This window comes from Halioxenophilus sp. WMMB6, from assembly GCF_033283405.1.
In the GTDB taxonomy this organism is placed as follows: domain Bacteria; phylum Pseudomonadota; class Gammaproteobacteria; order Pseudomonadales; family Cellvibrionaceae; genus Halioxenophilus.
This window is the reverse complement of the sequence record NZ_JAWMQR010000004.1, coordinates 247391-272093: the sequence shown is the minus strand read 5'-3', so window position 1 is coordinate 272093 and position 24703 is coordinate 247391. Positions and strand designations below refer to the sequence as shown.

General features: G+C 58.5%; 26 protein-coding genes. 19 read left to right on the top strand and 7 right to left on the bottom strand.

The window, feature by feature from the left end:
- The first annotated feature begins 10 nt into the window (after nucleotides 1-10).
- Nucleotides 11-886, top strand: a complete 876-nt coding sequence (locus SBL51_RS13030) for a hypothetical protein (RefSeq protein WP_317931401.1) — start codon at nucleotides 11-13, stop codon at nucleotides 884-886.
- Here the strand turns inward: SBL51_RS13030 and pspF are convergent.
- The gene (gene pspF, locus SBL51_RS13025) at nucleotides 883-1932 is read right to left on the bottom strand and encodes a phage shock protein operon transcriptional activator (protein ID WP_317931400.1); all 1050 of its coding nucleotides are present in this window, start codon (nucleotides 1930-1932) and stop codon (nucleotides 883-885) included. The genes SBL51_RS13030 and pspF overlap by 4 nt on opposite strands.
- Before the next feature lie 140 nt (nucleotides 1933-2072).
- On the opposite strand from pspF, the gene pspA reads away from it, so the two are divergent.
- The 4 genes from pspA to SBL51_RS13005 all read left to right on the top strand — a co-directional run bounded on the left by pspA (nucleotide 2073) and on the right by SBL51_RS13005 (nucleotide 3862).
- On the top strand, nucleotides 2073-2744 hold the full coding sequence (gene pspA / locus SBL51_RS13020; protein ID WP_317931399.1) for a phage shock protein PspA: 672 nt from the start codon (nucleotides 2073-2075) through the stop codon (nucleotides 2742-2744).
- 71 nt (nucleotides 2745-2815) lie between these two features.
- Nucleotides 2816-3073 (top strand): envelope stress response membrane protein PspB, encoded by a 258-nt coding sequence (gene pspB / locus SBL51_RS13015; RefSeq protein ID WP_317931398.1) that lies wholly within the window; start codon nucleotides 2816-2818, stop codon nucleotides 3071-3073.
- On the top strand, nucleotides 3070-3543 hold the full coding sequence (locus SBL51_RS13010; protein WP_317931397.1) for a PspC domain-containing protein: 474 nt from the start codon (nucleotides 3070-3072) through the stop codon (nucleotides 3541-3543). Before pspB ends, SBL51_RS13010 begins: the two co-directional genes overlap by 4 nt.
- A 28-nt stretch (nucleotides 3544-3571) precedes the next feature.
- A complete protein-coding gene (locus SBL51_RS13005; RefSeq protein ID WP_317931396.1) occupies nucleotides 3572-3862 on the top strand; it encodes a hypothetical protein in 291 nt (96 codons plus the stop codon).
- Nucleotides 3863-4158: 296 nt separating this feature from the next.
- Here SBL51_RS13005 and SBL51_RS13000 read toward each other — a convergent pair whose 3' ends face one another.
- The 4 genes from SBL51_RS13000 to rsgA all read right to left on the bottom strand — a co-directional run bounded on the left by SBL51_RS13000 (nucleotide 4159) and on the right by rsgA (nucleotide 8834).
- Nucleotides 4159-5898, bottom strand: a complete 1740-nt coding sequence (locus SBL51_RS13000) for a dipeptidase (RefSeq protein ID WP_317931395.1) — start codon at nucleotides 5896-5898, stop codon at nucleotides 4159-4161.
- Between the two features lie 120 nt (nucleotides 5899-6018).
- Nucleotides 6019-6876: an archaetidylserine decarboxylase gene (asd, locus tag SBL51_RS12995; protein ID WP_317931394.1), complete on the bottom strand. Its 858-nt coding sequence runs from the start codon at nucleotides 6874-6876 to the stop codon at nucleotides 6019-6021.
- 8 nt (nucleotides 6877-6884) lie between these two features.
- A complete protein-coding gene (locus SBL51_RS12990) occupies nucleotides 6885-7709 on the bottom strand; it encodes a sulfurtransferase (RefSeq protein ID WP_317931393.1) in 825 nt (274 codons plus the stop codon).
- A gap of 102 nt (nucleotides 7710-7811) precedes the next feature.
- Nucleotides 7812-8834, bottom strand: a complete 1023-nt coding sequence (gene rsgA, locus SBL51_RS12985; RefSeq protein WP_317931392.1) for a small ribosomal subunit biogenesis GTPase RsgA — start codon at nucleotides 8832-8834, stop codon at nucleotides 7812-7814.
- A gap of 223 nt (nucleotides 8835-9057) precedes the next feature.
- Here rsgA and orn point away from each other — a divergent pair, with 223 nt between their 5' ends.
- Nucleotides 9058-9603 carry an oligoribonuclease gene (orn, locus tag SBL51_RS12980; protein ID WP_317931391.1) on the top strand — a complete coding sequence of 182 codons (546 nt, stop codon included), beginning with the start codon at nucleotides 9058-9060 and terminating at the stop codon, nucleotides 9601-9603.
- A gap of 6 nt (nucleotides 9604-9609) precedes the next feature.
- Here the strand turns inward: orn and queG are convergent, their stop codons facing one another.
- Nucleotides 9610-10740 carry a tRNA epoxyqueuosine(34) reductase QueG gene (gene queG, locus SBL51_RS12975; protein WP_317931390.1) on the bottom strand — a complete coding sequence of 377 codons (1131 nt, stop codon included), beginning with the start codon at nucleotides 10738-10740 and terminating at the stop codon, nucleotides 9610-9612.
- Nucleotides 10741-10819: 79 nt separating this feature from the next.
- A complete protein-coding gene (locus SBL51_RS12970; RefSeq protein ID WP_317931389.1) occupies nucleotides 10820-11467 on the bottom strand; it encodes a glutathione S-transferase family protein in 648 nt (215 codons plus the stop codon).
- 85 nt (nucleotides 11468-11552) lie between these two features.
- Between SBL51_RS12970 and SBL51_RS12965 the strand changes: the two genes are divergently transcribed.
- From SBL51_RS12965 to SBL51_RS12905, 13 genes are all read left to right on the top strand, one after another.
- Nucleotides 11553-11993, top strand: coding sequence for a helix-turn-helix domain-containing protein (locus SBL51_RS12965; RefSeq protein ID WP_317931388.1), 441 nt, complete (start codon nucleotides 11553-11555; stop codon nucleotides 11991-11993).
- Nucleotides 11994-12292: 299 nt separating this feature from the next.
- On the top strand, nucleotides 12293-12733 hold the full coding sequence (locus SBL51_RS12960) for a PaaI family thioesterase (RefSeq protein ID WP_317931387.1): 441 nt from the start codon (nucleotides 12293-12295) through the stop codon (nucleotides 12731-12733).
- Nucleotides 12734-12830: 97 nt separating this feature from the next.
- Entirely contained in the window at nucleotides 12831-14351 is a 1521-nt protein-coding gene (locus tag SBL51_RS12955; RefSeq protein WP_317931386.1) for an NAD(P)H-hydrate dehydratase, read from the top strand.
- Complete coding sequence (tsaE, locus tag SBL51_RS12950; protein ID WP_317931385.1) at nucleotides 14341-14859, top strand: tRNA (adenosine(37)-N6)-threonylcarbamoyltransferase complex ATPase subunit type 1 TsaE; 519 nt, start codon at nucleotides 14341-14343, stop codon at nucleotides 14857-14859. Before SBL51_RS12955 ends, tsaE begins: the two co-directional genes overlap by 11 nt.
- 41 nt (nucleotides 14860-14900) lie before the next feature.
- A complete protein-coding gene (locus SBL51_RS12945; protein WP_317931384.1) occupies nucleotides 14901-16271 on the top strand; it encodes an N-acetylmuramoyl-L-alanine amidase in 1371 nt (456 codons plus the stop codon).
- Nucleotides 16272-16274: 3 nt separating this feature from the next.
- Nucleotides 16275-18122: a DNA mismatch repair endonuclease MutL gene (gene mutL / locus SBL51_RS12940; protein ID WP_317931383.1), complete on the top strand. Its 1848-nt coding sequence runs from the start codon at nucleotides 16275-16277 to the stop codon at nucleotides 18120-18122.
- Nucleotides 18123-18164: 42 nt separating this feature from the next.
- Nucleotides 18165-19103, top strand: coding sequence for a tRNA (adenosine(37)-N6)-dimethylallyltransferase MiaA (gene miaA, locus SBL51_RS12935; RefSeq protein WP_317931455.1), 939 nt, complete (start codon nucleotides 18165-18167; stop codon nucleotides 19101-19103).
- A gap of 122 nt (nucleotides 19104-19225) precedes the next feature.
- Nucleotides 19226-19486: an RNA chaperone Hfq gene (hfq, locus tag SBL51_RS12930; protein ID WP_317931382.1), complete on the top strand. Its 261-nt coding sequence runs from the start codon at nucleotides 19226-19228 to the stop codon at nucleotides 19484-19486.
- A 65-nt stretch (nucleotides 19487-19551) separates the two neighbouring features.
- Entirely contained in the window at nucleotides 19552-20844 is a 1293-nt protein-coding gene (gene hflX, locus SBL51_RS12925; RefSeq protein ID WP_317931381.1) for a ribosome rescue GTPase HflX, read from the top strand.
- A 188-nt stretch (nucleotides 20845-21032) separates the two neighbouring features.
- Nucleotides 21033-22190, top strand: a complete 1158-nt coding sequence (hflK, locus tag SBL51_RS12920) for an FtsH protease activity modulator HflK (protein WP_317931380.1) — start codon at nucleotides 21033-21035, stop codon at nucleotides 22188-22190.
- The gene (hflC, locus tag SBL51_RS12915) at nucleotides 22190-23065 is read left to right on the top strand and encodes a protease modulator HflC (RefSeq protein ID WP_317931379.1); all 876 of its coding nucleotides are present in this window, start codon (nucleotides 22190-22192) and stop codon (nucleotides 23063-23065) included. Before hflK ends, hflC begins: the two co-directional genes overlap by 1 nt.
- A 144-nt stretch (nucleotides 23066-23209) precedes the next feature.
- The gene (locus tag SBL51_RS12910; RefSeq protein WP_317931378.1) at nucleotides 23210-23404 is read left to right on the top strand and encodes a DUF2065 domain-containing protein; all 195 of its coding nucleotides are present in this window, start codon (nucleotides 23210-23212) and stop codon (nucleotides 23402-23404) included.
- Between the two features lie 71 nt (nucleotides 23405-23475).
- The gene (locus SBL51_RS12905; protein ID WP_317931377.1) at nucleotides 23476-24669 is read left to right on the top strand and encodes an ATP phosphoribosyltransferase regulatory subunit; all 1194 of its coding nucleotides are present in this window, start codon (nucleotides 23476-23478) and stop codon (nucleotides 24667-24669) included.
- Nucleotides 24670-24703: the final 34 nt, after the last annotated feature.

Below are 24703 nucleotides of genomic sequence, written 5' to 3'. Positions count from 1 at the left end.
GAATAAAATAATGTCTAAAAATCTGTTGCTGATTCACACTCTAAAAAGTTTCCTCTCTGCTGCTTGTATCACACCGACGCGGCCATGGCTGTTGGCGCTGGGTGTGTTGGTCTTATTGCCTGGCTGTGCGGCACCGGTGGCCAATTACGACTACTACAAAAGTCTCTCTCCAAGCGAAATAGAGACTCAAATCGATAGCCAGGCAAGCGGCGATACAATCACCTTAACGCTGCCGCTAATTACCGACTTTCCCGAATGGGGCGGTAAAGCGTTAGCACAAACGCAGAAGTTGCGTGCCATCTACCAGCCGGGGGCCTACCGGGTAGAGCTGCTATTGGATGTCGGCTTTGGCTACCAACAAAAAATAGCCGAGGTGGCAGAGCCGCCGCAATTTGATCGCGCGCGTGTCAATGGTGGGTATCTGTTGGTGTTAGAGCAGAGCCCCACCACTAAAAACTGTGACAAAAAATATTGCCGTTTTGAGCAGCAACTGACTCTGCCCATCTCGGTACCAGAGCTGCTTGCCAATCGCTACACCGGCCTGCGTATCGAAACCCTCGAGCCGGGCAAGCCGGGTATGGGCTTTCGGGTGCCCGACACCTACGTCAGAGCCCTCTATCAGCGCCTGGGGGCTGAGTTCGAGTCCCACTATCTCGACTGGGAGCGGGTGGTCGATGCCGCCGCCAAACCAAACGAAGAGTCGGGTCGCGATCAGCTGCAGGTAGAGGCGTTGGCGCGGGCCTGGGGTTGTTCGCGTACCTCGGTGCAGTTGCAGGCGGTGGAAGGCCCTAAGGCGACCTTCCAGATGGAGTGCAACAACGACGATTTCCGCATTGTTGAGTGTCAGTGGGGCCGTTGTGCCCTGCCGGGTGGCAGTGAGGATTAGTCGCTATCGCCCCTCTTGAGGCGCCGCCACAGGGCGCGGAACTGGTCGTAGCTAAGTCCCATATAGGCGGCGGTTCTGCCTTGGTGGTGGTCGCACAGCGCCAGCGCGCGTTGTAACTGTTCAAGTTCCCACGCGGCGCGCTCAGAGCGAAAGTTATAGGGTTCTTTGGTCTCTGCTGTTTGATTAATCGGTAGTGGCTTAGGGATTGGTTTGCTGTTCTCTGGCCGGGCTTGCCAGGGGGCGGTGAACGGGTCGATTACCAGTGTCGCCAAGGGTTCATGACTGTCATCGGCGCGAAACAGCGAGCGCTCCACCACATTTTTCAACTCCCGCACATTACCCGGCCAGGGGTGGCTGAGCAGTTGCTGCTCGGCCTGTTCCGAGAAGCCGGGAAAATAGTCCCAGCCGAGTGTCCTCACAAAGCTGACCGCAAAGTGGTTGGCCAGCAGCAGGACATCCTCTTCCCGCAATCGCAGTGGCGGCATATGCACCACATCAAACGCCAGCCGGTCGAGCAGGTCGTGGCGAAACTCGCCGGCACCGGCCAGTGCTGCCAAATCCGCATGGGTGGCAGCAATCACCCGTGCCTGGGTCTCCAGGGTGCGTTGGCCGCCCAGGCGCTCATACTCGCCATACTCCAATACCCGCAGCAGTTTCTCCTGAATTCTCAGGGATAGGGTGGCTATTTCGTCCAGGAATAGAGTGCCGTGGCCGGCCCGTTCAAAATAGCCCGGCTGGCTGCGGCTGGCGCCGGTAAAGGCACCGGCCTCGTGACCAAACAGGGTCGACTCCACCAGGCTCTCGGTGAGAGCGGCGCAATTTACCTTCAGGTAGGGCTCTTCCCAGCTCGGCGAGAGGAAATGCATGCGATGGGCGATCAGCTCCTTGCCCGAGCCCCGCTCGCCGATGATCAGCGCCGGCCGGTCGAGGTTGGCGAGGCGCGATGCCTGATCGAGGGCGGCCAGGTAGAGCGGGCTTTCGCCCAAGGCGGAGGTGGTTTTGCGAGGTACGGATGATTCGGCCATATAAACCAAATAATTAACCATTAGTTGGTCAATTTAACCAGATTAACAACCAAAAATTCAACGGAAAAACTATTTATCCAATAAAAACAGTTGGTTATGGATGTTGGTACGGCTCATGTATTAGTGCGGGGGTAGCAAACCCAATAATCAGGAGAACAGCAATGGGCATATTTTCACGGTTTAGCGATATCGTCCAAGCCAACATCAATGCCATGCTCGACCGTGCGGAAGATCCGGAAAAGATGATCCGCATGATGATTTCAGAGATGGAAGAGACCTTAATCGAGGTCCGTACCGCCAGCGCGCGCATTATTGCCGATAAAAAAACCGCCGACCGCCACCTGCAACGGGTGCAGAAAGAGGCTGGTGAATGGGAGCGTAAAGCCAAACTTGCCATTACCAAAGGGCGGGAGGATCTGGCCCGGGCGGCACTATTGGAAAAGCAGATGATTGAGGAGGAGGGGGCGGCCATCGCTCACGAACTCAGCCTGTTGGACGAACATCTGGCTAAGTTAGAGGAGGAGGTCAGCCAACTGCAGAGCAAGCTGAATGACGCCAAGGCCAAAGAGAAAGCGCTGAAAATGCGGCACCAAACCGCAACCGCCCGCATGAAAACCAAGCGCCAGACCGAGCGCGCCAATGTTGATGATGCCTTCTCCAAATTTGAGCGTTTTGAGCAGCGCATGGAGTATTTCGAAAGCGAAATCGAAGCGATGGATATGGGCAAAGAGGGGCAGCAGGATCTGAAACAACAATTTGCTGATTTAGAGAACGACGACAAACTGAATGCCGAGTTAGAGCGTCTAAAGCAGGACATGCAGCAACAGCAGTGACACTTTCGACCCGCTAACGACGGCTTATCCACTAATCGCTATTGACCTACAAACCACTAGGGATAAACGACATGTCTCCTTTTTTACAAGCTCTGCAGGTGCCCACCATCCTGTTTATGGTGATTGTGGCGCCCTTGTGGATTATTTTTCACTACCGCAGCAAAAAACGTTCAGAGACCGGTTTAAGTGAACACGAACGCCTGCAGTTGGAAGACCTGCTGGTCAAGCTCGATAAGATGTCCGAGCGGGTGGCAACACTGGAGGAGATCCTGGATCAACGGCACGGCAGTTGGCGCCGGGCCTCTGAGGAAGAGAGGTATCAGAAATGAGTGGCCGTGATGACAATGGCTTTAAAAAGAATATGAGTGCCATGAAAAGCAAAAAACGTCGCGGTTATGGCCGCAACCTGTTTCGCAACAAGCGCGATGGCAAAATTGCCGGCGTCTGTGCCGGCCTGGCCGATCACCTCAATATGGATCACTGGATCATGCGGGTGATTTTTATCGCGCTCTTCTTTGTGGTTGGCCCGCTGATGTTCTGGGCCTATCTGGCCGGCATTATCTTGATTGCCAAGCGGCCGGCGGCTTGGGAGCCCGAGCGGGAATACGACGAAGAACGCCAGTCCTATCGCGAGAAAACGGTTTTCAAGCACGCCAAGCCGGCACCGGAGCGTCTGCGCCTGGCGCGCGAAAAAATGGATGCCACCCTGCGCCGTATAGAGGAGATGGAGCGTTACGTCACCTCCTCCCGTTACGATCTCGACCGCGCCTTTGCCGAAATGGAAAAGGGTGGTAGTTAACCGCTAACCGTTAACTGGGGTTAAAAAAATGAAATCGCTTGTTGTTTACCTGTTGTGGCTGTTGGCAACCGGTCCGGTGGATCCGGCCGGCCACTACCTGGCGGCAGTGGTAAACCAACTGCCTCACCAGATCACCGCATCAGAGTGGTTGCCAGGCCAGCCGCTAACTGGCGACTTGGCGCCGCGCCAACAGTACGACAGCGTGCGCGGGCTCGAATCAGTTGCCGCCAGCGTCAGCGAACAGGCTGAGTCGGGCGCCGCGGAGCCGACCGGGCGGGTGGTCACCAGCCTCTTTCCCGGGATAGAGGTGATGATGTGATTTGGCGGGAGGGCACCAGCATGGGGGTGGGTTATGACTTTCGCCGAGATGGTTGTCACCCTGTTGTTCGTGGCCTGCCTGCAGGGAGGGAGTTGGCCTGCGGCCGGTAACGAACGGATCGAATGGGATCTGGGGTTGATCACCGTAGCCGTGCGTCGGGGTAACTGACGCACGGTTTGTTGTTTCTGGTGGGGCCCTTTTGCCGGCACCGCCAATGGCGGTATCGGCAGTTGGTAAGGTTCCAGGTCGATAGGGTTACCAGGTTGATGGGGGTTCTTGGTCGATAGCGTCGCCAGTTAATTGAGCTCCGGCAGTTGGCCGATACTGATCATCATCTCAGTCACTATCTGCAAGTCCATCAGAAATTGATCCACCGTTTTAAATTCATTGGCGTTGTGACCGGTGTATTTCACGCCGGGCATGGCCAGGCCAAACTGCACGCCGTTGGGCAGGTGGTGCACCGAGGTGCCGCCCGCCGAGGAGGCAAACTCCCGCGGCAGCCCCAAATTCTCAGTCGCCACATCCAAAAGTCGATTCACCCATTTACCCTTGGGATTGCGGTACATAGGTTCACCGAGGGTGATATCCAGGTCGACGGCCGTTTGTTGTTCCCGCCCCCAGCTGACGATCTGGTCGGTAATGGTCTGCTGCAGCCGGGCCAGGTCGACCTCCGCTGGTACACGCAGGTTAACCGCCAGCTGCAGTTGCTGATCATCCAGTTTTACCTGGGTGATGGCGGCGGTCAGCGGCCCCATAAACGGGTGTTCGAAGGCGATGCCCATCTTCTGGCCGTAAAAGTCGAGCCCCCAGTTGTCGGCGGCGTAGGCCGCCGCTTGGCGAATGTGGTTGTTGGCTACCGGCAGCTGATCGGCAATCTGGTCGATTAGCAGCAGCAGGCGGGAGACCGGGTTAACGCCCGACTGTGGCGCCGAGGAGTGGGCCGATTCGCCGATAACCCGTAGGTCGATACCGTCGTCGGTGGTGGTCATTGCCACCTGGAAGTTGCCGCCTTGGTCGGCTGCGAAGCGGTCGGCGATGGGTTGCAGTTTGGCCAACCAGGCCTCCGGCTCGGGGGTGGCAAGGTGGGTGGTGGCGATTTTAGGGATCTGGTTGGTGGCCAGGCCGCCGGTCAAGTCGACAAACGCCGGGCCGGGCTCATCGGTTTCCGCCACCGGGAAGCTGGCCATCACCACGCCGTAGCCCTTCTCGGCGATGATTACCGGGTAGCCGCCATCCAGGGCCAGGTTGTACTGCGGCGTAGGGTTGCGTTCGAAATAGTAGGGGATGGCGGTGCCGGTGGTCTCTTCGGTGGTGTCGACCAGCAGGCGGAAGGTACGCGCCAGCGGCAGCCCTTCCTCTTTAATGACTTTCATGGCATAGAGGGTGGCGACAATGCCGTTCTTGTCGTCTTCCGTGCCGCGGCCATACATGCGGTTGCCGATGGTGGTGACGGTAAACGGGTCGAGCATGGTGCCATCGTCCAACACCCAATTGGCCGGATTGACCGGCACCACATCGCCGTGGGCGTGGATGCCCACCAGCTCGTCGCTGGCACCAGCCAGAGTCACCTCAAATACCCGGTTATCGATATTGCGAAAGGCCAGGCCAAAGCGCTTGGCGATGGCGCCAATCTTCTCACCGAGCGCGATAAACGCCGGGTTTTCGTGGGAGGGAATGTCATCCTTGCGGTAGGTGGGGATGGCCACCAGCTCCGCCAGCAGGCTTAGGGCCTCGTCGCCGTAGTGGGCGCGGGTGTATTGGCCGAGCCAGTGCTGAATCTGCCGTTCCTGCTCCGTGCTCAGCTCTTTGCCTGAACTAAAGGCGGCCGCGGTGGCGGCCTGGCTCGGCTCGTTCAGGCTTTGCAGGTAGGCCTTGAAGGAGGTCGACGGGCCGGCCTGGATGGCCAGAGGCAGCAGTGTGAGCAGTGCCAAGCCGGCCACTGTTTGGCGGGCCCGCTTCAGGCGGAAGCGGTTTAAGTGCAGTTGGCGGCGGGTCTGTTTGGGGTGATTTTGTTGGAGAGGGTGTGGCTGATTCATGATTCTCTGTCGGCTGGAGGTTGGCGAAAGGAGTGCCCCCTTAACGAACAGCGGCAGAGGAGCATCAACCCGCTGCGGAGATAATTGGAACCCCGCCGGCCGGCAGGGTTCCGGCGGGGCTCAGCTCGCGCCGATGGTGGCCAGGCGCTCGCCCATGCGCACCGGGTCGCCGGCCATCAGGCCCGACTTAAAGCCAATGGCGTTTTCCGCCATCAGCAACACCACGGTGGAGCCGAGTTTGAAGCGACCCATCTCCTCGCCCTGGGCAAAGTGCAGGGATTGCCGGTCGCTGTAGTTCCAGCGCTGAATCTGCCGTTTTTGCGGGGTTACCAGCCCGGCCCAAGTGGTTTCGATGCTGGCGACAATCATGGCGCCCACCAACACCATCGCCATAGGGCCAAACTCAGTGGCAAACAGGCAGACCACCCGCTCATTGCGGGCAAACAGGCGCGGCACATTATTGGCGGTGGCCTGGTTAACCGAGAAGAGGTCGCCGGGAATGTGGATCATCTGCTGCAATTCACCGGCCACGGGCATGTGCACGCGGTGATAATCCTTGGGCGACAGGTAAACGGTCACAAACTGGCCGTTGTCGAATTGGCGGGCCAGGGCCGGGTCACCGCCGAGCAGCTCTTGTGTGGTGTAGTAGTGGTTTTTGGCCTGGTAGATCTGCCCTTTGTGAATGGCGCCCAGCTCGCTGATGGCGCCATCGGCCGGACAGGCCAGGGCGCCGGGACCGGTGTCGATGGGGCGGGCATCGGCCTTCAGAGCGCGGGTGAAGAAATCATTGAAGCACTTAAAGGCCTCGGGCTGGGTGATCTCGGCTTCGCTCAAATCGACCTGGTACTTCTTGATAAACCAGTTGATAAACGGGTTTTTAATAGCGGTGATCTGGGTTTCGGCCAGGGCGCCCATGGCGCGGGAGATCGCTTTCTGTGGCAGCAGATATTGGCTGCCGGCAAACAGGGCTTCTTTCATGCTGCGAGTTAAACCTCAATCGGAGTGTCGTCGAGGTTGCCCCACTCACTCCAGGAGCCGTCGTAACCCTTGATGTTAAAGCCCAAGGATTTGCCGACGATGTAGGTAAAGGCCGAGCGCCGGTGTGCCTGGCAGTGGGTGACAATCTCCTGCCCCTCGTGCAGGCCGAGTTTGGCCAGGTACTCCTTGGCATCGGGCCGAATGCGCAGGCCGTGTTCGCGGTCGTGGAGGTTGGTCCACTCGCAGTTGATGGCGCCGGGAATGTGGCCGTTGCGTTTGGCCTGGGCCTTCTCGCCGGTGTACTCCAAGGGGTTGCGGGCATCCCACACCACAAAATTGGGTTCGCCCAGCTTGGCTTTGATCTGCTCGACGGTGGCGCGGGCCGACATATCCCAGTGGCAGTGGTACTGGCTGGGCTCCGGTTTGTTGAAGGTTTTCTCGAGCGGCAGCTCCTCATAGAGCCAGCCGTGCAGGCCGCCGTTGAGGTAGCTCATGCGCTGGTGGCCGGCCAGCTCCAAGGTCCAGAGCAGGCGCCCGGCCTGGCCGCCGCCGTCGTCATCGTAGGCCACCACGTGGGTGTCGGGGGTGAGGCCCATCTGGCTGAACAGCTCCTCCAGCAGCTCGGTGCCGGCCAGCTTGCCCGCCGCCGGTGGCGCGCCAGAGACCAAAAACTGGTAGGGCACGTGCACGGCCCCGGGCACATGGCCGCGCATGTAGTTTTCCGGGTTGCCGAGATCGACAATCAGCAGCTGCTTGGCGCTGAAGCCCTGTTTGATCAGATCGTTGAGCGCTTGTGGCTCCAGAATATAGGGTAATTCGGGTAGGTTGCTCATGGGGTTCTCAATGGCACGATTCGCGTGAAATAGCGGCAACCATAAAGGCCTGCGGCCCGGCTGTAAACCATCTTGCCTGGCCGGCTTGGTTAATTGGCCGGGCTACTCCAGGCTGTTGATGATGTGGCGATAGCTGGCCAGGCGTTGCGGTTGGATCTGCCCGGCCTCGGCGGCGTTCAGCACGGCACAGCCGGGTTCCTGCTGGTGGTGGCAGTCGCGAAATTTGCACTGCCCGTGCAGGGCGGCCAGCTCCTTAAAGCCGGCAAAGACCTCCTCTTCGTCCATATGCCAGAGGCCAAACTCGCGGATGCCGGGTGAGTCGATCAGATCGCCGCCGGCGGGAAAGTGGAACAGCTGGGCGGTGGTGGTGGTGTGGGTCCCCTTTTGGGTCAGCTCGGAGAGCTCGCCCACGCGGGCGTCGACGCCGGGCAGCAGGGTGTTGACCAGCGACGATTTGCCCACCCCGGACTGTCCGACAAAAATGCTGGTGTGGCCGGCCAGCTGCTGTTTGAGTGCCTCTATGCCCTGGCCGGTTTTGGTGGAGACCGCCAGTACCGGGTAGTCGAGCCGCTGGTAGATCGCCAACAGCTGGTTAATCTCGGCCTGGTTGCTGGCGTCGATGCGATCCTGTTTGTTGAGCAGCAGCAGGGCTGGTATGGCGAGTGCGTGGGCGGCCACCAGGTAGCGGTCGATAAGGTTGTTGTGCGGCTCGGGGTAGGGGGCGAAGACGATAATGATCTGGTCGATATTGGCGGCGATGGCCTTGGTATTGCCGCTGGCGTCAGGCCTGGCCAGTTCGCTGGTGCGCTCCAGTACCGCCACCACCACGCCGGTGCCGTGGCCACTGTGGTAGCGCCAGACGACGCGGTCACCGGTTACCAGTGAGCCCAGGTTGGCGCGCAGGTGACAGCGGATGCGTTCGCTGCGGGTTTCGTCGCTGGCGGCGACCACCTCCACCTGGGTGCCGAAGTGAGCGGTTACCAACCCCTCCTGCTCCGGACCCAGCTCCTGGTCGTTAAACAGTTGCTCGGTCTGCTCATCTTTGCGGGCGGCGCGTTTGGCCCGCTCCTGCTGGATCTTTTGCACGCGCCAGGTCTGGCGCCGGTTGAGCTTGCGGCCGGCCATTACAGCTTGTTTAACAGCATGGTTGATCCTTGGGTGAGGCTTAAGGCCAAAAAAGGCCGCTCCTATATTTCATTGGGGCTGGGTTACACTGGCGCCCCAAGGCTGGCTTTGGCGGCGGCTTGGGCAGGCGCTGGGCAGAGCCCGGGTATTATCGGTGCCGCCGGTGTGGCCAAAACGGGCACTATTCTAAAAGCGGGCACCATTCTAATTGACGGAGAACGAAATGACGATTGCTAACGACAACCTCATCTGGATCGACCTGGAGATGACCGGCCTGGATCCCGATACCGACGTTATTATCGAAATCGCCACCATAGTCACCGACGCCCAGCTCAATGTTTTGGCCGAGGGTCCCGTGTTTGCCATCAACCAAAGCGCCGAGACCATGGCCGCCATGGATGAGTGGAACACCCGCCAGCACGGCCAGTCGGGGTTGACCGCGCGGGTGCTGTCGAGCCCCACCTCCATGGCCGAGGCCGAAGCGGCCACCCTTCAATTTTTAGAGGCCTGGGTGCCGGCCGGTAAGTCGCCCATGTGCGGTAACTCCATCTGCCAGGACCGCCGTTTTCTGGTGCGCGGCATGCCGCAGCTTGAGGCCTATTTTCACTACCGCAATCTGGATGTCAGCACGCTGAAAGAGCTGGCGCGGCGCTGGGCGCCGGATGTTCTGGCGGGGGTGAAGAAGAACGGCAGTCACTTGGCGCTGGACGATATCCGCGACTCCATCGCCGAGCTGCAGCACTATCGCGAGCACTTCATCAAGGCCTAACGGCCACTACCACTTGTGATCGGCCACTTTGCGCCGGCGCCTAAGCTGCGGATTGCGCTGGCGGGTCAGCGCCCATTGGATATGTTCACGCACCAATTCCGAGGGAAAGGCCAGGCGGCTTTCCAGGGCGGCAATGATCTCCGCGCTGGCCGGCGCATTGCCCAGGGCAACGGCGATATTGCGCAGCCAGCGCTCGTAGCCCGCCCGGCGAATGGCCGAGCCCTCGGTGCGGGCCAGAAATTCCGCCTCCGTCCACTGCAACAGCTCCAATAGCTGGCTGTTGTGCAGCCCGTAGCGGGGTTGGAAATCCCCTTCATCGGTGTGTTGGGCCAGCTTGTTCCAGGGGCAGATGGCCTGGCAGTCGTCGCAGCCAAAAATGCGGTTGCCCATCGCCTCGCGCAGGGGCTCGGGAATCGGGCCTTTGTGTTCAATGGTGAGGTAGGAGATACAGCGCCGGGCATCCAGCTGGTAGGGGGCGACAAAGGCGTCGGTGGGGCAGACTTTCAAACAGTTGATGCACTCGCCGCACTGGTTCGCAACCGCCTGTGTCGCCACCGGCAGCGGCAGGCTGGTGAGAATCTCCCCCAGAAAAAACCAGGAGCCCGCCTCGCGGTTGAGCAGCAGGGTGTGTTTGCCTATCCAGCCGAGGCCGGCCTTATCGGCCAGTGGCCGCTCCAGCAGCGGCGCGCTGTCGACAAAGGCGCGCTGGCTGGGAGTGGCCAGGCCCAGCTGCTCAGCGGCGGTTTGCAGCTGCTGGGCGAGCCGGGCGAGGCGTTTGCGAATCAGTTTGTGGTAGTCGCGGCCGAGGGCGTAGCGCGAGACATAACCGAACTCGGGGGCTTTCAGGATTTTGATCTGCTCGGTCTGCTCCGGCAGGTAGTTCATGCGCAGGGCAATAACGCGCACACTGCCGGGCAGCAGCTGGGCGGGGTTGAGGCGCAGCTCGGTAGACTCTGCCAGCCAGGCCATCTCCCCCTGGTAGCCGGCGGCCAGCCAGGCCTGCAGGCGGGCCGCCTCGGCGCTGACATCGCAGTCGGCCACGCCCACCTGCTGAAAACCGAGCTCCCGCGCCCACTGGTCCAGTTGGCTACGCAGTTCCGCCAGAGCCGGCTGCTGGTCGCTAGCAATGAGTGTCATTTATGGCCTTTAACAAGTGTGAGCTTGCGCCATGATAGCAATCATCGCCGCCGGCGTTTGCGGTTTTCTTGGGTGATTACTACTTCTGTAAAAAGGGGAAGATCGCGCGGCCGGGCAGCTTGTCGAGACCGCGGGCAGTGGCAGGACGTTCGGCCATCTGTCCATACCAGCGCACCAGGTTGGGGTAGGCGCCCAGATCGAGGCTGGTGAAGCTCTCTATCTGAGTGAGGGCGAAGGCGGTGGTGTCGGCGATGGTCAGCTCGGCGCCAGCCAAAAATTCGTTAGCGGTCAGGTTGTCATCCACAATTGGCAGCTGCTGGGCGAGAAACTCGGCGGCTTCGGCGATCAGATTGGCATCCGGTGTTTTTTTGAAAAAGGCCGGTTTAATCGCCTCTTCCCAGGCATAGACCATCATCCACTTGCCCACCTGATAACCAAAAAAATCGATCCACTGGTTGACCACGGCGTGGGCTTCCGGTGTGTCGCCGTAGAGCCGGTTGCCATTCAATTCGGCCATCAGGCGGCACAGGTTGTTACTTTCAAAGTAGCATTTGCCCTGCCACTCCAGGGCCGGCACCTTGCCCAGGGGGTGACGCAGCAGGTGTTCCGGAGATTTGTGTTCCATCTTGGATGGGTCGAGTAACACCAGTTCGTAGTCCTGTCCCAGCTCCTCAGCGGTATACAACAACTTGGTCAGGTTGAACGTGGGAAAGCTGTAGATTTTCATGGGGGCTCCTGCGATTAATTGGCTATACTTTCAAAATGCAAGCAAACAGTATGTTCGATACTTTTAAAATGCAAGTAAATATTTTATGACCTTGTGCAAGATTGAAAACGATAAACAGCGCTCCCCCTGTGCCCTGGCCAATGGCCTGGATATTCTTGGTGATCGCTGGTCGCTGCTCATTATTCGCGACCTGATGTTTACCAATCGGCGGGAATTCGGCCATTTTTTACAGTCGGGGGAGGGTATCTCCACCAATATTCTGGCCGACCGCCTGGAGAAGTTGCAGGCGGCGGGAGTGATCAGCAAAGCACCGCACCCGAGCCACGGTAAAAAGTTTGTCTACGACCTCACCGAACGCGGCATTGCGTTGGCGCCGACGCTGATTGAGATTAGTTTGTGGGCGCTGGGCGAAATCGACGGTGCCAAATTGCCATCCGCGTTTTTAGAGGTAATGCAGGGCGACCGCAATAAATTGATGGCAATGATCAAAAATCGGCAACCGGTGTTGCGCCTGAAGCTTGAATAGAGATTTGGCCTAGGGCCTGTTAGCACTAATTTAGCACCTCTGTTGAGCTTGAAATGAGCTCGATCTAGGCGCGAGCCGCGTAGCTTGGTGGGCCCAAATCAGCGGTGAGCAACAACGAGCGAGCTCATTTCAGGCTCAACCCTTCGGGCTGGGGCCAGTTATTTGCCCAGCGTTGTTGCCAGCCGCTTAGGTAGGCTCACTACATGGCACGTCTGGCGCCTAGCTGGACAAAAAACTGACCTCCAGCAGTGGTGCTAAATTAGTGTCAACAGGCCCTAGTGAATTAAGGTGGTGTTTTAATGGATGCCAACGTGCAAAACATGAGCGGCTTGGAGCTGCTGCAGACGATGCAGCGCGGTGAGCTGCCCCATCCGAGTATGGCGGATACTATTCCCATGCAGGTGGTTGCGGTCCTGCAGGGCAAAGTGACCTTTGCTGCGCAAGCTGATGAACGACATTTAAACCCCGCCGGAGGGGTACACGGCGGTTTCGCCGCCACGGTTTTGGATTCGGCAACTGGCTGTGCGGTACACAGCGCCCTCGCCGCCGGAGTCGGCTACGGCACGGTGGATTTGAATGTGAAAATCGTAAAAGCGGTGCCGCTCAACACGCGCCTGCTTGCCGAAGCAAACTTGTTGCACCTCTCCAAACGTCTCGGCACCGCCGAAGCCACCCTCAAGGATGAACAGGGCAGGCTCTACGCTCATGCCACCGCCACCTGCATGATTCTGGGTGGCTGAGTTGTTCTGTGAGAGCACTGATGTTTGTGGTCGATCATTTTTGTGGAGCAAAACAACAGGCGATATAATCCCGCCACTTTTGCGCTTGGGCTGATCTATGACCTCCACCTCTCTTCCATTGGCACTTCACTCTGCCGCCGCTGTGCGGGCTATGGATGCCGCCGCTATTCATGAGCACGGTATTCCCGGCGCAGTGTTGATGAAACGCGCCGGCCGCGTCTGTTTCGAAGCGCTGCTGGCGCGCTGGCCAGAGCCGGAAGCGATCACTGTTTTCTGTGGTGGCGGCAATAACGGCGGTGATGGCTACGTGGTGGCGGCCCTGGCCAAACAGGCGCAGATTCCGGTTTCTGTTATCCATCTGGTTGACCCCGACAATTTAAAAGGAGATGCCGCGCGCGCCTATCACTTCGCCCGGCAGGAGGGAGTGCCCTGTGCTGCCTTCGATAGCAAGCAGGCACTGCCTACGGCGGGGGTCATAGTCGATGCCCTGCTGGGTACCGGTTTAAGTGGCCAGGTGCGCGCCGATATGGCAGCCGCCATTGGCGTGATTAATCAAGCCGGCCTGCCGGTGCTGGCGGTGGATATCGCCAGTGGTATTGATGCCGATACCGGCGCCATTCTGGGTGCGGCTGTCCAGGCCCAGGTGACCTGCACCTTTATTGGTGCCAAGGTGGGGCTCTTTACCGGAGCTGCCCCCGGCTGTTGTGGTGAGCTTGTTTTTGCCGACCTGGAAGTGCCTGCTGAGGTGCTGGCCGGCCAGCATCCAGTTGCCACTCGGCTGGAGTTGGCTGATTTACTGCAGCTGCTGTCGACACGTTCCCGCGTTGCCCACAAGGGTGACTTTGGCCATGTGTTGGTGATGGGCGGTGATCTGGGTTTTGGCGGTGCCGCCTTGATGACGGCGGAGGCCTCTGCCCGTTTGGGTGCCGGCCTTACCAGTCTGGCCACGCGCCCGGAAAATACTTTGGCAATGAATGTGCGCTGTCCGGAGGTGATGGCCGCCAGCATTCGCACCGGGGTGGAGGTAACGCCACTGCTCGAAAAAGCCACCGTTATTGCGGTTGGCCCGGGCTTGGGCCGGCAGGCGTGGTCGCAGCAGTTGCTGCTGGCGGCGCTGGAGTCGTTCCAGCCACTGGTGCTTGATGCCGACGCACTCAATTTAATTGCCGATGGTGTTGCTGCCGTGGCTCTGGCGGAACGTCAGCAGGCCGGCACGGTGAATGTGATGACCCCGCACCCGGGCGAAGCGGCCCGGCTGTTGTCGGTAACCACCGCTGAGGTGCAGGCCGACCGCCTGGCTGCGGCCAAGCGCCTGGCGGAAAAATATAGCGCTGTGGTGGTTTTGAAAGGGGCGGGTACTGTTATCGCCGAGCCGGGCGGGCAATGTTTTGTCTGCACTCAGGGCAACCCTGGTATGGCCAGTGGCGGTATGGGCGATGTGCTAACCGGTATGGTGGCCTCGTTGTTGGCGCAAGGGTTGGCGGCTTTGCCGGCGGCGCAACTGGCGGTTTGCCTGCATGCTCAGGCGGCGGATGAGCAGGTGGCGCGCTACGGTGAGCGCGGTTTGTTGGCGACTGATTTAATTCCAGCGGCGCGGGCACTGCTTAATGGCCTTTGAGTTTTGCCAAACCACTACGGGGGTGGAAATTTTTCTGCCCGATGAAACCGCCACCGAGCAGGCGGGTGGTTTGCTGGCTGCAGCGGCACAAGCGGTTGCGCAAAATTCTCTGGTGATTTATCTCACCGGTGATTTAGGCGCGGGCAAAACCACCTTTTCGCGCGGATTTTTACGGGCGTCGGGCCATACAGGTTCGGTTAAGAGTCCAACCTATACTCTGGTGGAGCCATACCAGCAGTTACCGGTGCCGGTCTATCACTTCGATCTCTACCGATTGGCCGACCCAGAAGAGCTGGAGTTTATTGGAATCCGTGATTATTTGGAAAATCGCAGTATTCTTTTAATAGAGTGGCCTGATAAGGGGCGCGGATATTTGCCCAAATCTGATCTAAGCGTTAATGTAAGTGTTTGTGCGCGCCGTGACCAGGTAGGCAGGTTGATCGAACTGCTCGCCGGCAGCGATCTTGGCGCAACTTTGGTGGAAAATATTTTGGCCCAATTGGTTTAATACCGCCTGGCACCTTACCCCAAAATCTTATTTGCTGAATAATGGCTCAATTGCAGGAAAAATTAAAAAAAGTTAGTGCCTTGCTACTGCTCTTGAGTGGGATGGTCATCCTGCCTCTGGCGTTTTCGCTTCCGGCCAATGCCGCCAGCATGGTGGAGGGCTTCCGCCTGTGGCGTGCACCGGAGAGCACCCGCCTGGTGCTCGACCTGAGCCAGCCAATTCAATACAACCTGTTCACCCTCGACTCCCCCGCCCGCATTGTTATCGATATCGACAACGCCGCCATGGCGCAGGGGGTCGGTTCTGACGATTTGGTGTTACAGGGTACCCCGATCAGTATTATTCGCACGGCTACGCGCGATAAAAGCAATCTGCGTGTGGTGTTGGAGCTGGATAAATCACTGCCGCATCGCACCTTCTCCCTGCGCAGCCAGGGCGATAAACCCAATCGCCTGGTGCTCGATATTTTTGATCAGGAGCAGAGCACGGTAAAAACCGAGCGCACCCAAACCGACGCCAAGGACGATAGCCGACGGGATATTATCGTGGTGATCGACGCCGGCCACGGCGGCCAGGACCCGGGCGCTATTGGCTCACGTAATCTGCGCGAAAAAGATGTGGTGTTGGCGATCAGTAAACACCTGGCGGAACTGATTAACCGGGAGCCGGGTTACAAGGCTCTGTTAACCCGCTCCAAAGATTTTTACATTCCACTTACCGAACGCAGCCAGTTCGCCCGCGATAAGCGCGCCGACCTGTTCGTCTCGATTCACGCCGATGCCTTTGATAAGGCGCAGGCCAATGGCGCCTCAGTGTTTGCCCTGTCGCACAAAGGGGCGACCTCTGAAACCGCCCGCCTGCTGGCGCAGAAAGAGAACCAGGCGGACTTAATTGCCGGTGTTGGCCATATTGCCCTGGATGAGATCAACCCGGAGGTAAAACCGGTAGTTTTGGATCTCTACATGAAGGCGACTCTGCGCTCCAGCCTGGAGGTGGGCTCCTCGGTTTTGAAAAATCTGGATTCTGTGGCCGATCTGCATAAACACAAGGTGGAGCAGGCCAATTTCGTGGTTTTGAAATCGCCGGATGTGCCCTCCATTTTGGTGGAGACCGGGTTTATCTCCAACCCGGGCGAGGCCAAAAAGCTGGGTACCGATCGCTATCGCCGCCAGTTGGCCAGCCAGATTTTTCTGGGGTTAAAAAGTTACTTCTATGAAGTGCCGCCAGTGGGCAGTTACGTCGCCTGGCAAAAGCAGGGCGGTGGCGACCTTGAATACACCGTTGCCACCGGTGATACTCTCACCGACATCGCCAAACGACACGCCACCAGTGTCTCCGCCATCCGTCGTCACAATGGTTTACAGAGTGACAAAATCCGAGTTGGTCAACGCATTAAAATACCAACATCTTGAAACATGAATAAAATCCGATTGCTCTCCCCCCGGCTCGCCAACCAGATCGCCGCTGGTGAGGTGGTGGAGCGGCCTGCCTCCGTTATAAAAGAACTCCTCGAAAACAGCCTCGACGCCGGTGCCAAACAGCTGCAGGTGGATATCGAACAGGGCGGTGTGAAATTGATGCGCGTGCGCGACGACGGCGGCGGTATTGATAAAGAGGATTTGACCCTGGCACTAAGCCGCCATGCAACCAGCAAGATCTATCACCTGGATGACTTGGAGGCTGTCTCCAGCCTTGGCTTTCGCGGCGAGGCCTTGGCTTCCATCAGCTCGGTTTCGCGGCTGAGCCTGACCAGCAGCACCGGCGGAGATTGCGCCTGGCAGGCGCAGGCCGAGGGGCGCGAGATGAACACCGAAATCGCACCGGCGGCTCACCCGCGCGGCACCACGGTGGAGGTACGTGATCTCTTCTTTAATACTCCGGCGCGACGCAAATTTTTACGCACCGAGCGCACCGAGTATGGCCGCATTGAAGAGGTGGTGAAGCGGTTGGCGCTGTCGCGCTTTGATGTGGGCATCAGTTTGCGTCACAACGGCCGCCAGATTCACGCCTATGCCGCCGCCGATGATCAAGCCCGGCGCGAACGGCGGGTGGCACAAATTTGCGGGCCGGAATTTATCAAGAATTCGCTGGCCATCGATATGGAGCGCGTGGGCCTGCGTTTGTGGGGGTGGGTGGCACTGCCGGCCTTCTCCCGTAGCCAGGCCGATTTGCAGCACTTCTTTGTTAACGGCCGGGCTATTCGCGATAAATTGGTAAGCCACGCCGTACGTCAGGCGTTCCAGGATGTGCTGCACCACAGTCGCCATCCGGCCTTTGTGCTCTATCTGGAACTGGACCCGGCATCGGTGGATGTGAACGTTCATCCCACCAAGCACGAGGTGCGCTTTCGCGACAGTCGCATGGTGCACGACTTCCTTTTTAAAAGTTTGCACCACGCTCTGGCTGAGGTTCGCCCAGCCGCCGCTGTTGCGGAAGCGGCAGTGCCCATTGAGTCGCCAAGCGGCCTGGCGGTGGGTGAATTTGCCGGCCAGGCCAGTATGGACCTGCGTGCTCAGCCGCCACGGGAGCTCTCGCTCTCATCGCCGGCGCCCGCCTCTCTGTTTAGCCCCAATCTGCCCCGGCCCAGTGAGCGGGTATCGCTTTCGGCGGCGGAGCAGGTCGCTGCCTATGGTCGCCTACAGCCGGCTCCAGAACCCAGTAGCAATGAGCCGGAAGAGATTCCGCCACTCGGTTTTGCTATCGCTCAGCTGAAGGGGATCTACATATTGGCAGAGAATGCCGCCGGCCTGGTGGTGGTGGATATGCACGCGGCCCATGAGCGTATCACCTACGAACGCCTTAAACAGACAGTCGACGCCAGTGGCGTGCAGGCGCAGCCATTATTGGTACCGGAGGCGATTGCTGTCAGTGAAGGCGAAGCCGATATCGCTGAGCAGCAGACGGAGGTGTTCAGCCAGCTCGGCTTTGAGCTGCAGCGCTCGGGGCCGGAAGCGATCACCATTCGCCAGATTCCGGTGATGTTGGCCAATGGCAACGCCGAGGCATTGGTGCGGGATGTGTTATCCGATTTAACCACCTACGGCACCAGCCAACGCATTAAAGAACATATGAATGAGATTTTGGCGACCATGGCCTGCCACGGCTCGGTGCGGGCCAACCGGCGCCTAACCCTGGCCGAGATGAACGCCCTGTTGCGCGATATGGAGGCCACCGAGCGCAGTGGTCAGTGCAATCACGGGCGCCCCACCTGGGTACAACAGACCCTGGTGGAGCTGGATAAACTCTTTATGCGTGGGCAGTAGCGCTTGGCCGAGTCAATCGAAAAACCTCTGGCGATATTTCTGATGGGGGCCACCGCCTCTGGCAAAACAGCCCTGGCGATGGGGTTGGCAGAGCGTCTGCCGGTGGAGTTGATCAGTGTTGATTCGGCGTTGGTCTACCGGGGTATGGATATCGGTTCCGCCAAACCGACGCCGGCCGAGCAGGCGCTGGTGCCGCACCGGTTGATCGACCTGCGCGACCCCAGTGAGCCCTACAGCGCTGCCGATTTCTGTCGGGATGCCAGCGCGGCGATGGCGGAAGTGACGGCCGGCGGTAAAATTCCGCTGTTGGTGGGCGGCACCATGATGTACTTTCGCGCACTGCTGGATGGCCTCAACGCCCTGCCCGAAGCCGACCCGGTGGTGCGTGCCGAGATCGAAGCCAAGGCCCGGCAGCACGGCTGGCCCTATATCCACGCCTGGTTGGCGCAGGTGGACCCAGACGCGGCCGCCCAGATTCACCCCAACCACTCCCAGCGTTTGGGGCGGGCGCTGGAGGTCTATCTGCAAACCGGTAAAACCATGACGGAGCTGCGCTCGGCGCGACCAATGTCGAGTATCACGGAGCACTATCGTGTGGTGCAATTGGCCGTTGCTCCGCGTGAACGGGCGACCTTGCACCAGCGCATCGCCCAGCGTTTTGAACAGATGCTGGTCGATGGGGTGGTGGCTGAGGTGCAGGCGCTCTATGCGCGGGGGGATTTGTCACCGGATTTGCCCGCAGTGCGCGCGGTGGGTTATCGCCAGCTTTGGAACTTTTGTGCCGGGCAGTGCTCCCTGGATGAGGCGATTAGCCAGGCCAAAGCAGCAACGCGGCAGTTGGCCAAGCGCCAGTTCACCTGGCTGCGGGGTTGGCGGGAGCCGCTACACTGGATCTACACCGAAGCCGAGTCTGGCCGCGCCTTGACAAAAAAAGAAATTATCGAGCAGGCCTTGATTCACATTCCATATTCCACCGTATAATGGTAAGTCTGTTTGTCCAGTTTGTCGTTTCGCTTGTGGCCTAAGTGGGTTTCCCGGGTAGAGGTTCTACCTGCGCCCGATGTGGTTACGTTTTTTTACTTTATGTGATTTGGAGAATAATTATGTCAAAAGGGCATAGCCTACAAGACCCTTATTTGAACGTTCTGCGCAAGGAGCGTATTCCTGTTTCTATTTATCTGGTCAATGGCATTAAATTGCAGGGCCAGATCGAGTCCTTCGACCAATTTGTGGTGTTGTTGAAAAATACCGTCAGCCAAATGGTATACAAACACGCCATTTCGACCATTGTTCCATCTCGCCCAGTGCGTGTGCCGATGTTAAATCCTGCAACTGGCGAAGGTGGTGAGTCCGAGGACGCCTAACCACTTGGCGGTGCGCCGATTTGCTATCGGCGCGCTGAGCCGTTGTCAGAGAGGTTGCAACCTAGTTGTTTTTTGAACGCCCTAAATCGGGTGAGCTGGCGGTTCTGGTTCACGTCGAGTTCAATCATCCGTCAGAACCGAACGATCCTCGAGAATTTGAAGAGTTGGCGTTAGCCGCTGGGGCGGACCCTTTGGCTCTGGTCACGGCTAACCGCGATAAGCCCGACGCCAAGTACTTTGTCGGCACGGGCAAGGTCGAAGAGCTGCAGCAGATGGTTGCCGACCACGAAGTTGAGCTCGTTATCTTTAATCACACACTCTCACCTAGCCAAGAGCGGAACCTGGAGCGGGTTCTGAAGTGTCGTGTGCTGGATAGAACCGGCCTGATTCTTGATATTTTTGCCCAGCGCGCTCGTACCCACGAGGGTAAGTTGCAGGTCGAGCTGGCGCAATTGCAGCACATGTCGACCCGCCTGATCCGAGGCTGGACCCACTTGGAGCGACAAAAGGGGGGGATTGGCCTGCGCGGCCCTGGTGAAACCCAGTTAGAGACCGACCGTCGTCTGTTGCGTGCCCGCATCAAGGCCATTACTGCGCGGCTGGATAAGGTGCGCAGAACCCGCGCGCACGGTCGCCGGGCTCGCCTGCGCAACGCCATGCCGACCGTCTCTCTGGTGGGCTACACCAACGCCGGTAAATCAACCCTGTTCAATGTGCTGACTGAGGCCGAGGTCTACGTCAAGGATCAACTCTTTGCCACCCTCGACCCGACCATGCGGCGCATTGAGTTGGCCGATATTGGCGCCTGTGTACTGGCCGATACGGTAGGGTTTATCAGTCACCTGCCGCACAAGCTGGTGGAGGCCTTTCGGGCCACATTAGAGGAAGCGTCCAATGCCGACCTGCTTCTACATGTGGTTGACTGTGCTGACCCGGAGCGGGAGCGCAATATCGAAGAGGTGCACAAGGTATTGGCCGAGATAGGCGCCGATGAGCTGCCCAGCCTGCTGGTCTACAACAAAATAGACTTGGATCCTTTCAGCCTGCCCCGCATCGACCGCGATGACACCGGGCGACCGGTGGCGGTTTGGGTATCGGCCAAAACCGGGGAGGGTGTGGCGCTGCTAACCGAGGTGTTGTCTGAACTTTTGGCGGTGGACCTGGTCGACGGCCGGTTGCTGTTAACACCAGCTCAGGCGGCATTGCGGGCCAAGTTCTACCAGCAGCAGGCTGTGGTCAGCGAACAGTTTACCGACGACGGTGGTAGCGAAGTCCACCTGCGCATTCCCAAGTCGGACTTGTTGCGTATTCTTAGTAACACTAACTATCGCTGGTCAGAATTGCGCTGGGCGAGCTAATTCGCCTGGCACTATGCGTCCGGACTGAGTACGGCTGGGCAAAGTAATCGCACCCCAGAGGTTAACCCACCTCGTACCAGTTGATAGAATGCACGCAAATTTATACGCGTGGCGCCCTTGCTGGTGGCGCAATGAATCTATTCATTACAACGATAAGACTCGAAAGTCGAAAAGAACGGAGAATTTATATGGCCTGGAATGAACCGGGTGGTAACAACCAGGACCCTTGGGGTGGAAAGAAAGGTGGCGATGGGCCACCGGATCTGGACGAAGCGCTGAAATCCTTTCAAGAGAAGCTGAACAAGATGTTTGGTGGCCGCAAGGGGGGTGCCGACGGTAGCGGCGGTGGCTCCTTTTTTGGCCGAGTTCCTTTAGGCCTGCTGCTGGTTGTGGTGGCGGCTGTCTACTTTTTTGTGGGCTTTTACCAGGTCAATGAGCAGGAGCGCGCGGTTGTGCTCCGTTTTGGTGTTTTTAACGAGACCAAAGGCTCCGGCCTGCATTGGAATCCACCCCTGGTGGACCAGGTGATCAAGGTCAACGTTACCCGCAAGCGTCAGCATCGCTCGGAAGGCACCATGCTCACCGAGGATCTCAACATCGTCGATATCAGTTTGTCGGTGCAGTACACCATCAGCGACGCCCGCGATTTTGTCCTCAACGTGCGCGACCCGGAAGAGAGTCTGAAGCAGGCGATGGAATCGGCATTGCGCCATGTGGTCGGCTCCAACGTGATGCACGAAGTGTTGACCGAAGGACGTGAAACCATCGCCATCGACGTGCAGACGCGTCTGCAGCAGTACCTAGACGCCTACACCACCGGTATTCTGGTCGACAAGGTCAATATCGAGAACTCCTCACCGCCCACCGAAGTTCAGGCGGCGTTCGATGACGTTAACCGTGCCCGTGAGGACGAGGAGCGTCTGAAAAACGAAGCCCAAACCTACTCCAACGGCATTATTCCCCAGGCGCGCGGTTCTGCTCAGCGCATGATCGAAGAGGCCAATGCCTATCGCGATCAGGTGGTGGCCAAAGCTGAGGGTGAGGCCAAACGTTTCGAGCGTATGCTGGCCGAGTACAAGAAGGCGCCGGCGGTAACCCGCGATCGTCTCTACCTGGATGCCATTCAGCAGGTGATGGCCAGCAGCTCTAAGGTGTTGGTTGATGTCGAAGGTGGCAACAACATGATGTATATCCCGCTCGATAAGATCATGGAGAGCCACCCAGGCAGTATCAACAATATCCAGAATGTCTCACCGCAGGTCATGCAGCAAATTATTGATCGGGTAGCCGAGCGGGTCAGACAGGATTCGCTGACCACCCGTAACACCACCAGGAGTACCCGCTAATGTCCACTAGAAATCTGTTTTTCCTGGCGTTGGCACTGGTGGTTGTGTTGGTTGGCTACAACAGTGTCTACATCGTTAAAGAGACCGAGCGCGCTGTGCTGCTGGAATTTGGCCGTTTGGACCAGGCCGGCATTGAGGCCGGCTTACACTTCAAAGTGCCGCTCATGCACCAGGTGCGCAAGTTTGATGCCCGTATCCTCACCTTCGACGCTCGTCCAGAGAAGTTTCTGACGGTAGAGAAGAAGGGTATGGTGGTCGACTCCTACGCCAAGTGGCGAATTCAGGATGTAAACACCTACTACACCGCCACCAACGGTGATGAGGTCAGCGCCGAACGCCTGCTGGCCCAGCGTATCAACGAAGGTTTGCGCAACCAGTTTGCCCAGCGCAGCCTGCTGGAGGTGGTCTCCGGTGAGCGCGATCAGTTGATGATTGATCTGACCGCCGCCCTCAACGAGTTCACCAAATCCAGTTTGGGTATTGAAGTGGTGGATGTGCGGGTCAAGCGTATCGACCTGCCCGAGGATGTCAGTGAGTCGGTCTTCTCGCGGATGGCCTCCGAGCGGGCGCGTGAAGCCCAGGAGCACCGTGCCAAGGGCCGCGAGCAGGCCGAGGTGATCAAGGCCGACGCTGATCGCCAAAAGGTGGTGATTGAGGCGGAGGCCTATCGCGACTCCGAGCTGGTTCGCGGTGAGGGCGACGCCTTGGCTGCGGCGATCTACGCCGATGCCTATAACAAGGATCCAGAATTCTACAGCTTTATGCGCAGTTTGAATGCCTATAAAGAGACCTTCTCCGGCAGTGGCGACCTCCTGCTGGTCGATCCGGATAGTGAATTCTTCCGCTATTTGAAAGACCCGAAGGGTAAACAGTAATAGCCATCACTTAAAGGCTAAACATTCGCCAGAAAGTCGTGGTAAAATCTCGCAAACCGGGCCCGGCCCGGTTTTTTTGTGTCTGGAGGCCAGTTGGCATTCGTTGCCAGCTCTGCTCTCAAAGCCAGTCAGTTTGGAATGCTTATGTTGCACACCCTGTTACAAGCGCTGTGTCTGGTCATGGTGTTGGAAGGGATATTGCCCTTTCTCAACCCCCGGCTATGGCGTTCGCTAGTGGCGCGTGCAGCGATGTCGGCCGATAAACACCTGCGGGTGATGGGTTTGATCAGCATGCTGATTGGTGTGGCCAGCCTCTATCTGCTGAATCTGGGCGGATAAGCCAGACACTGTGATGCTTAAAGATGCGACCGTGCCTGTCATCAGGCCGCAAATGTATTGAGACCCGGTTTATGAGTTACGCCGATCGATGGCTATTGCCCGATGGGGTGGAAGAGATTCTGCCCGAGGCCGCACTACAGATTGAATCCCAGCGTCGCCAACTGTTGGATCTCTATCAGCGTTGGGGCTACGACCTGGTTATTCCGCCCATGATTGAGTACACCGACTCCCTGCTGATCGGTTTGGGCCAGGATATCGACCTGCTGACCTTCCGGGTGACGGACCAGCTCAGCGGGCGCATGATGGGTATTCGGGCGGATATCACCCCGCAAATAGCCCGTATGGATGCCCACAGTTTTAAACGCCCCGGCGTCAGCCGGCTCTGTTATGCCGGCCATGTGTTGCATGCCAAACCGAAGTTGCCCTTGGCGACACGCTCGCCGATTCAAGCCGGCGTTGAGCTGTTTGGCGCGGCGTCACTAAGTGCCGATGTCGAGGTAATATCGCTGCTGCTGGAGTCGCTCGATACCATCGGCATGCCGCAGTTGCATATCGATCTTGGGCATGTGGCCATCTATCGCTCTCTGGCGGCGGCGGCGGGTTTCTCAGAGAGTCAGGAACAGGCCTTCTTTGATTTGCTGCAGAAGAAATCCGCGGCCGACATCAACAGTTGGGTTGGCGCCAACCTGAGCCACCCGGATCACGTCGCCTGGTTTAAGGTATTGCCCGAGTTGGCTGGCGATGCCTCGGTGTTGGAGTTTGCCAAAACGGCGCTAAAAGGGGCGCCGGCACCGGTGTTTGCCGCCATTGAAGAGATGGCACGGGTGGCCCAAATCGTACAGAGCCGCTGGCCGCAGGTGCAGCTGCACTATGATATGAGCGAGGTGCGCGGTTATCACTACCATACGGGTATTGTGTTCGCCGCTTTCGCGCCGGGCTATGGTGGTACCATCGCCCGAGGTGGGCGATATGACAGCATTGGTGAGGTGTTTGGTCGCGCCCGCCCGGCGATTGGTTTTACCGTCGATATCTCGACGGTTACGCGGCTGCTGGCCGCCACAGAGGTGGCCGATTCCGCCGTTATCTTTGCGCCAGGTTCTGAGGATCCTCAGCAGTGGCGGGCTGTGCAGTCTCTGCGTCGCTCCGGCCACCGCGTAATCTGTGGCATGACGCCAAATGATCAACCCCCCGCCGAGTGCCAACTCATTTTGGTGATGGCGGGGGAGGATTACCAGTTGCAGCCCATCGCGGCCTTAACTGAGTAACGCCATAAGATTGCGGTAGCCGCTGGCTGCCATT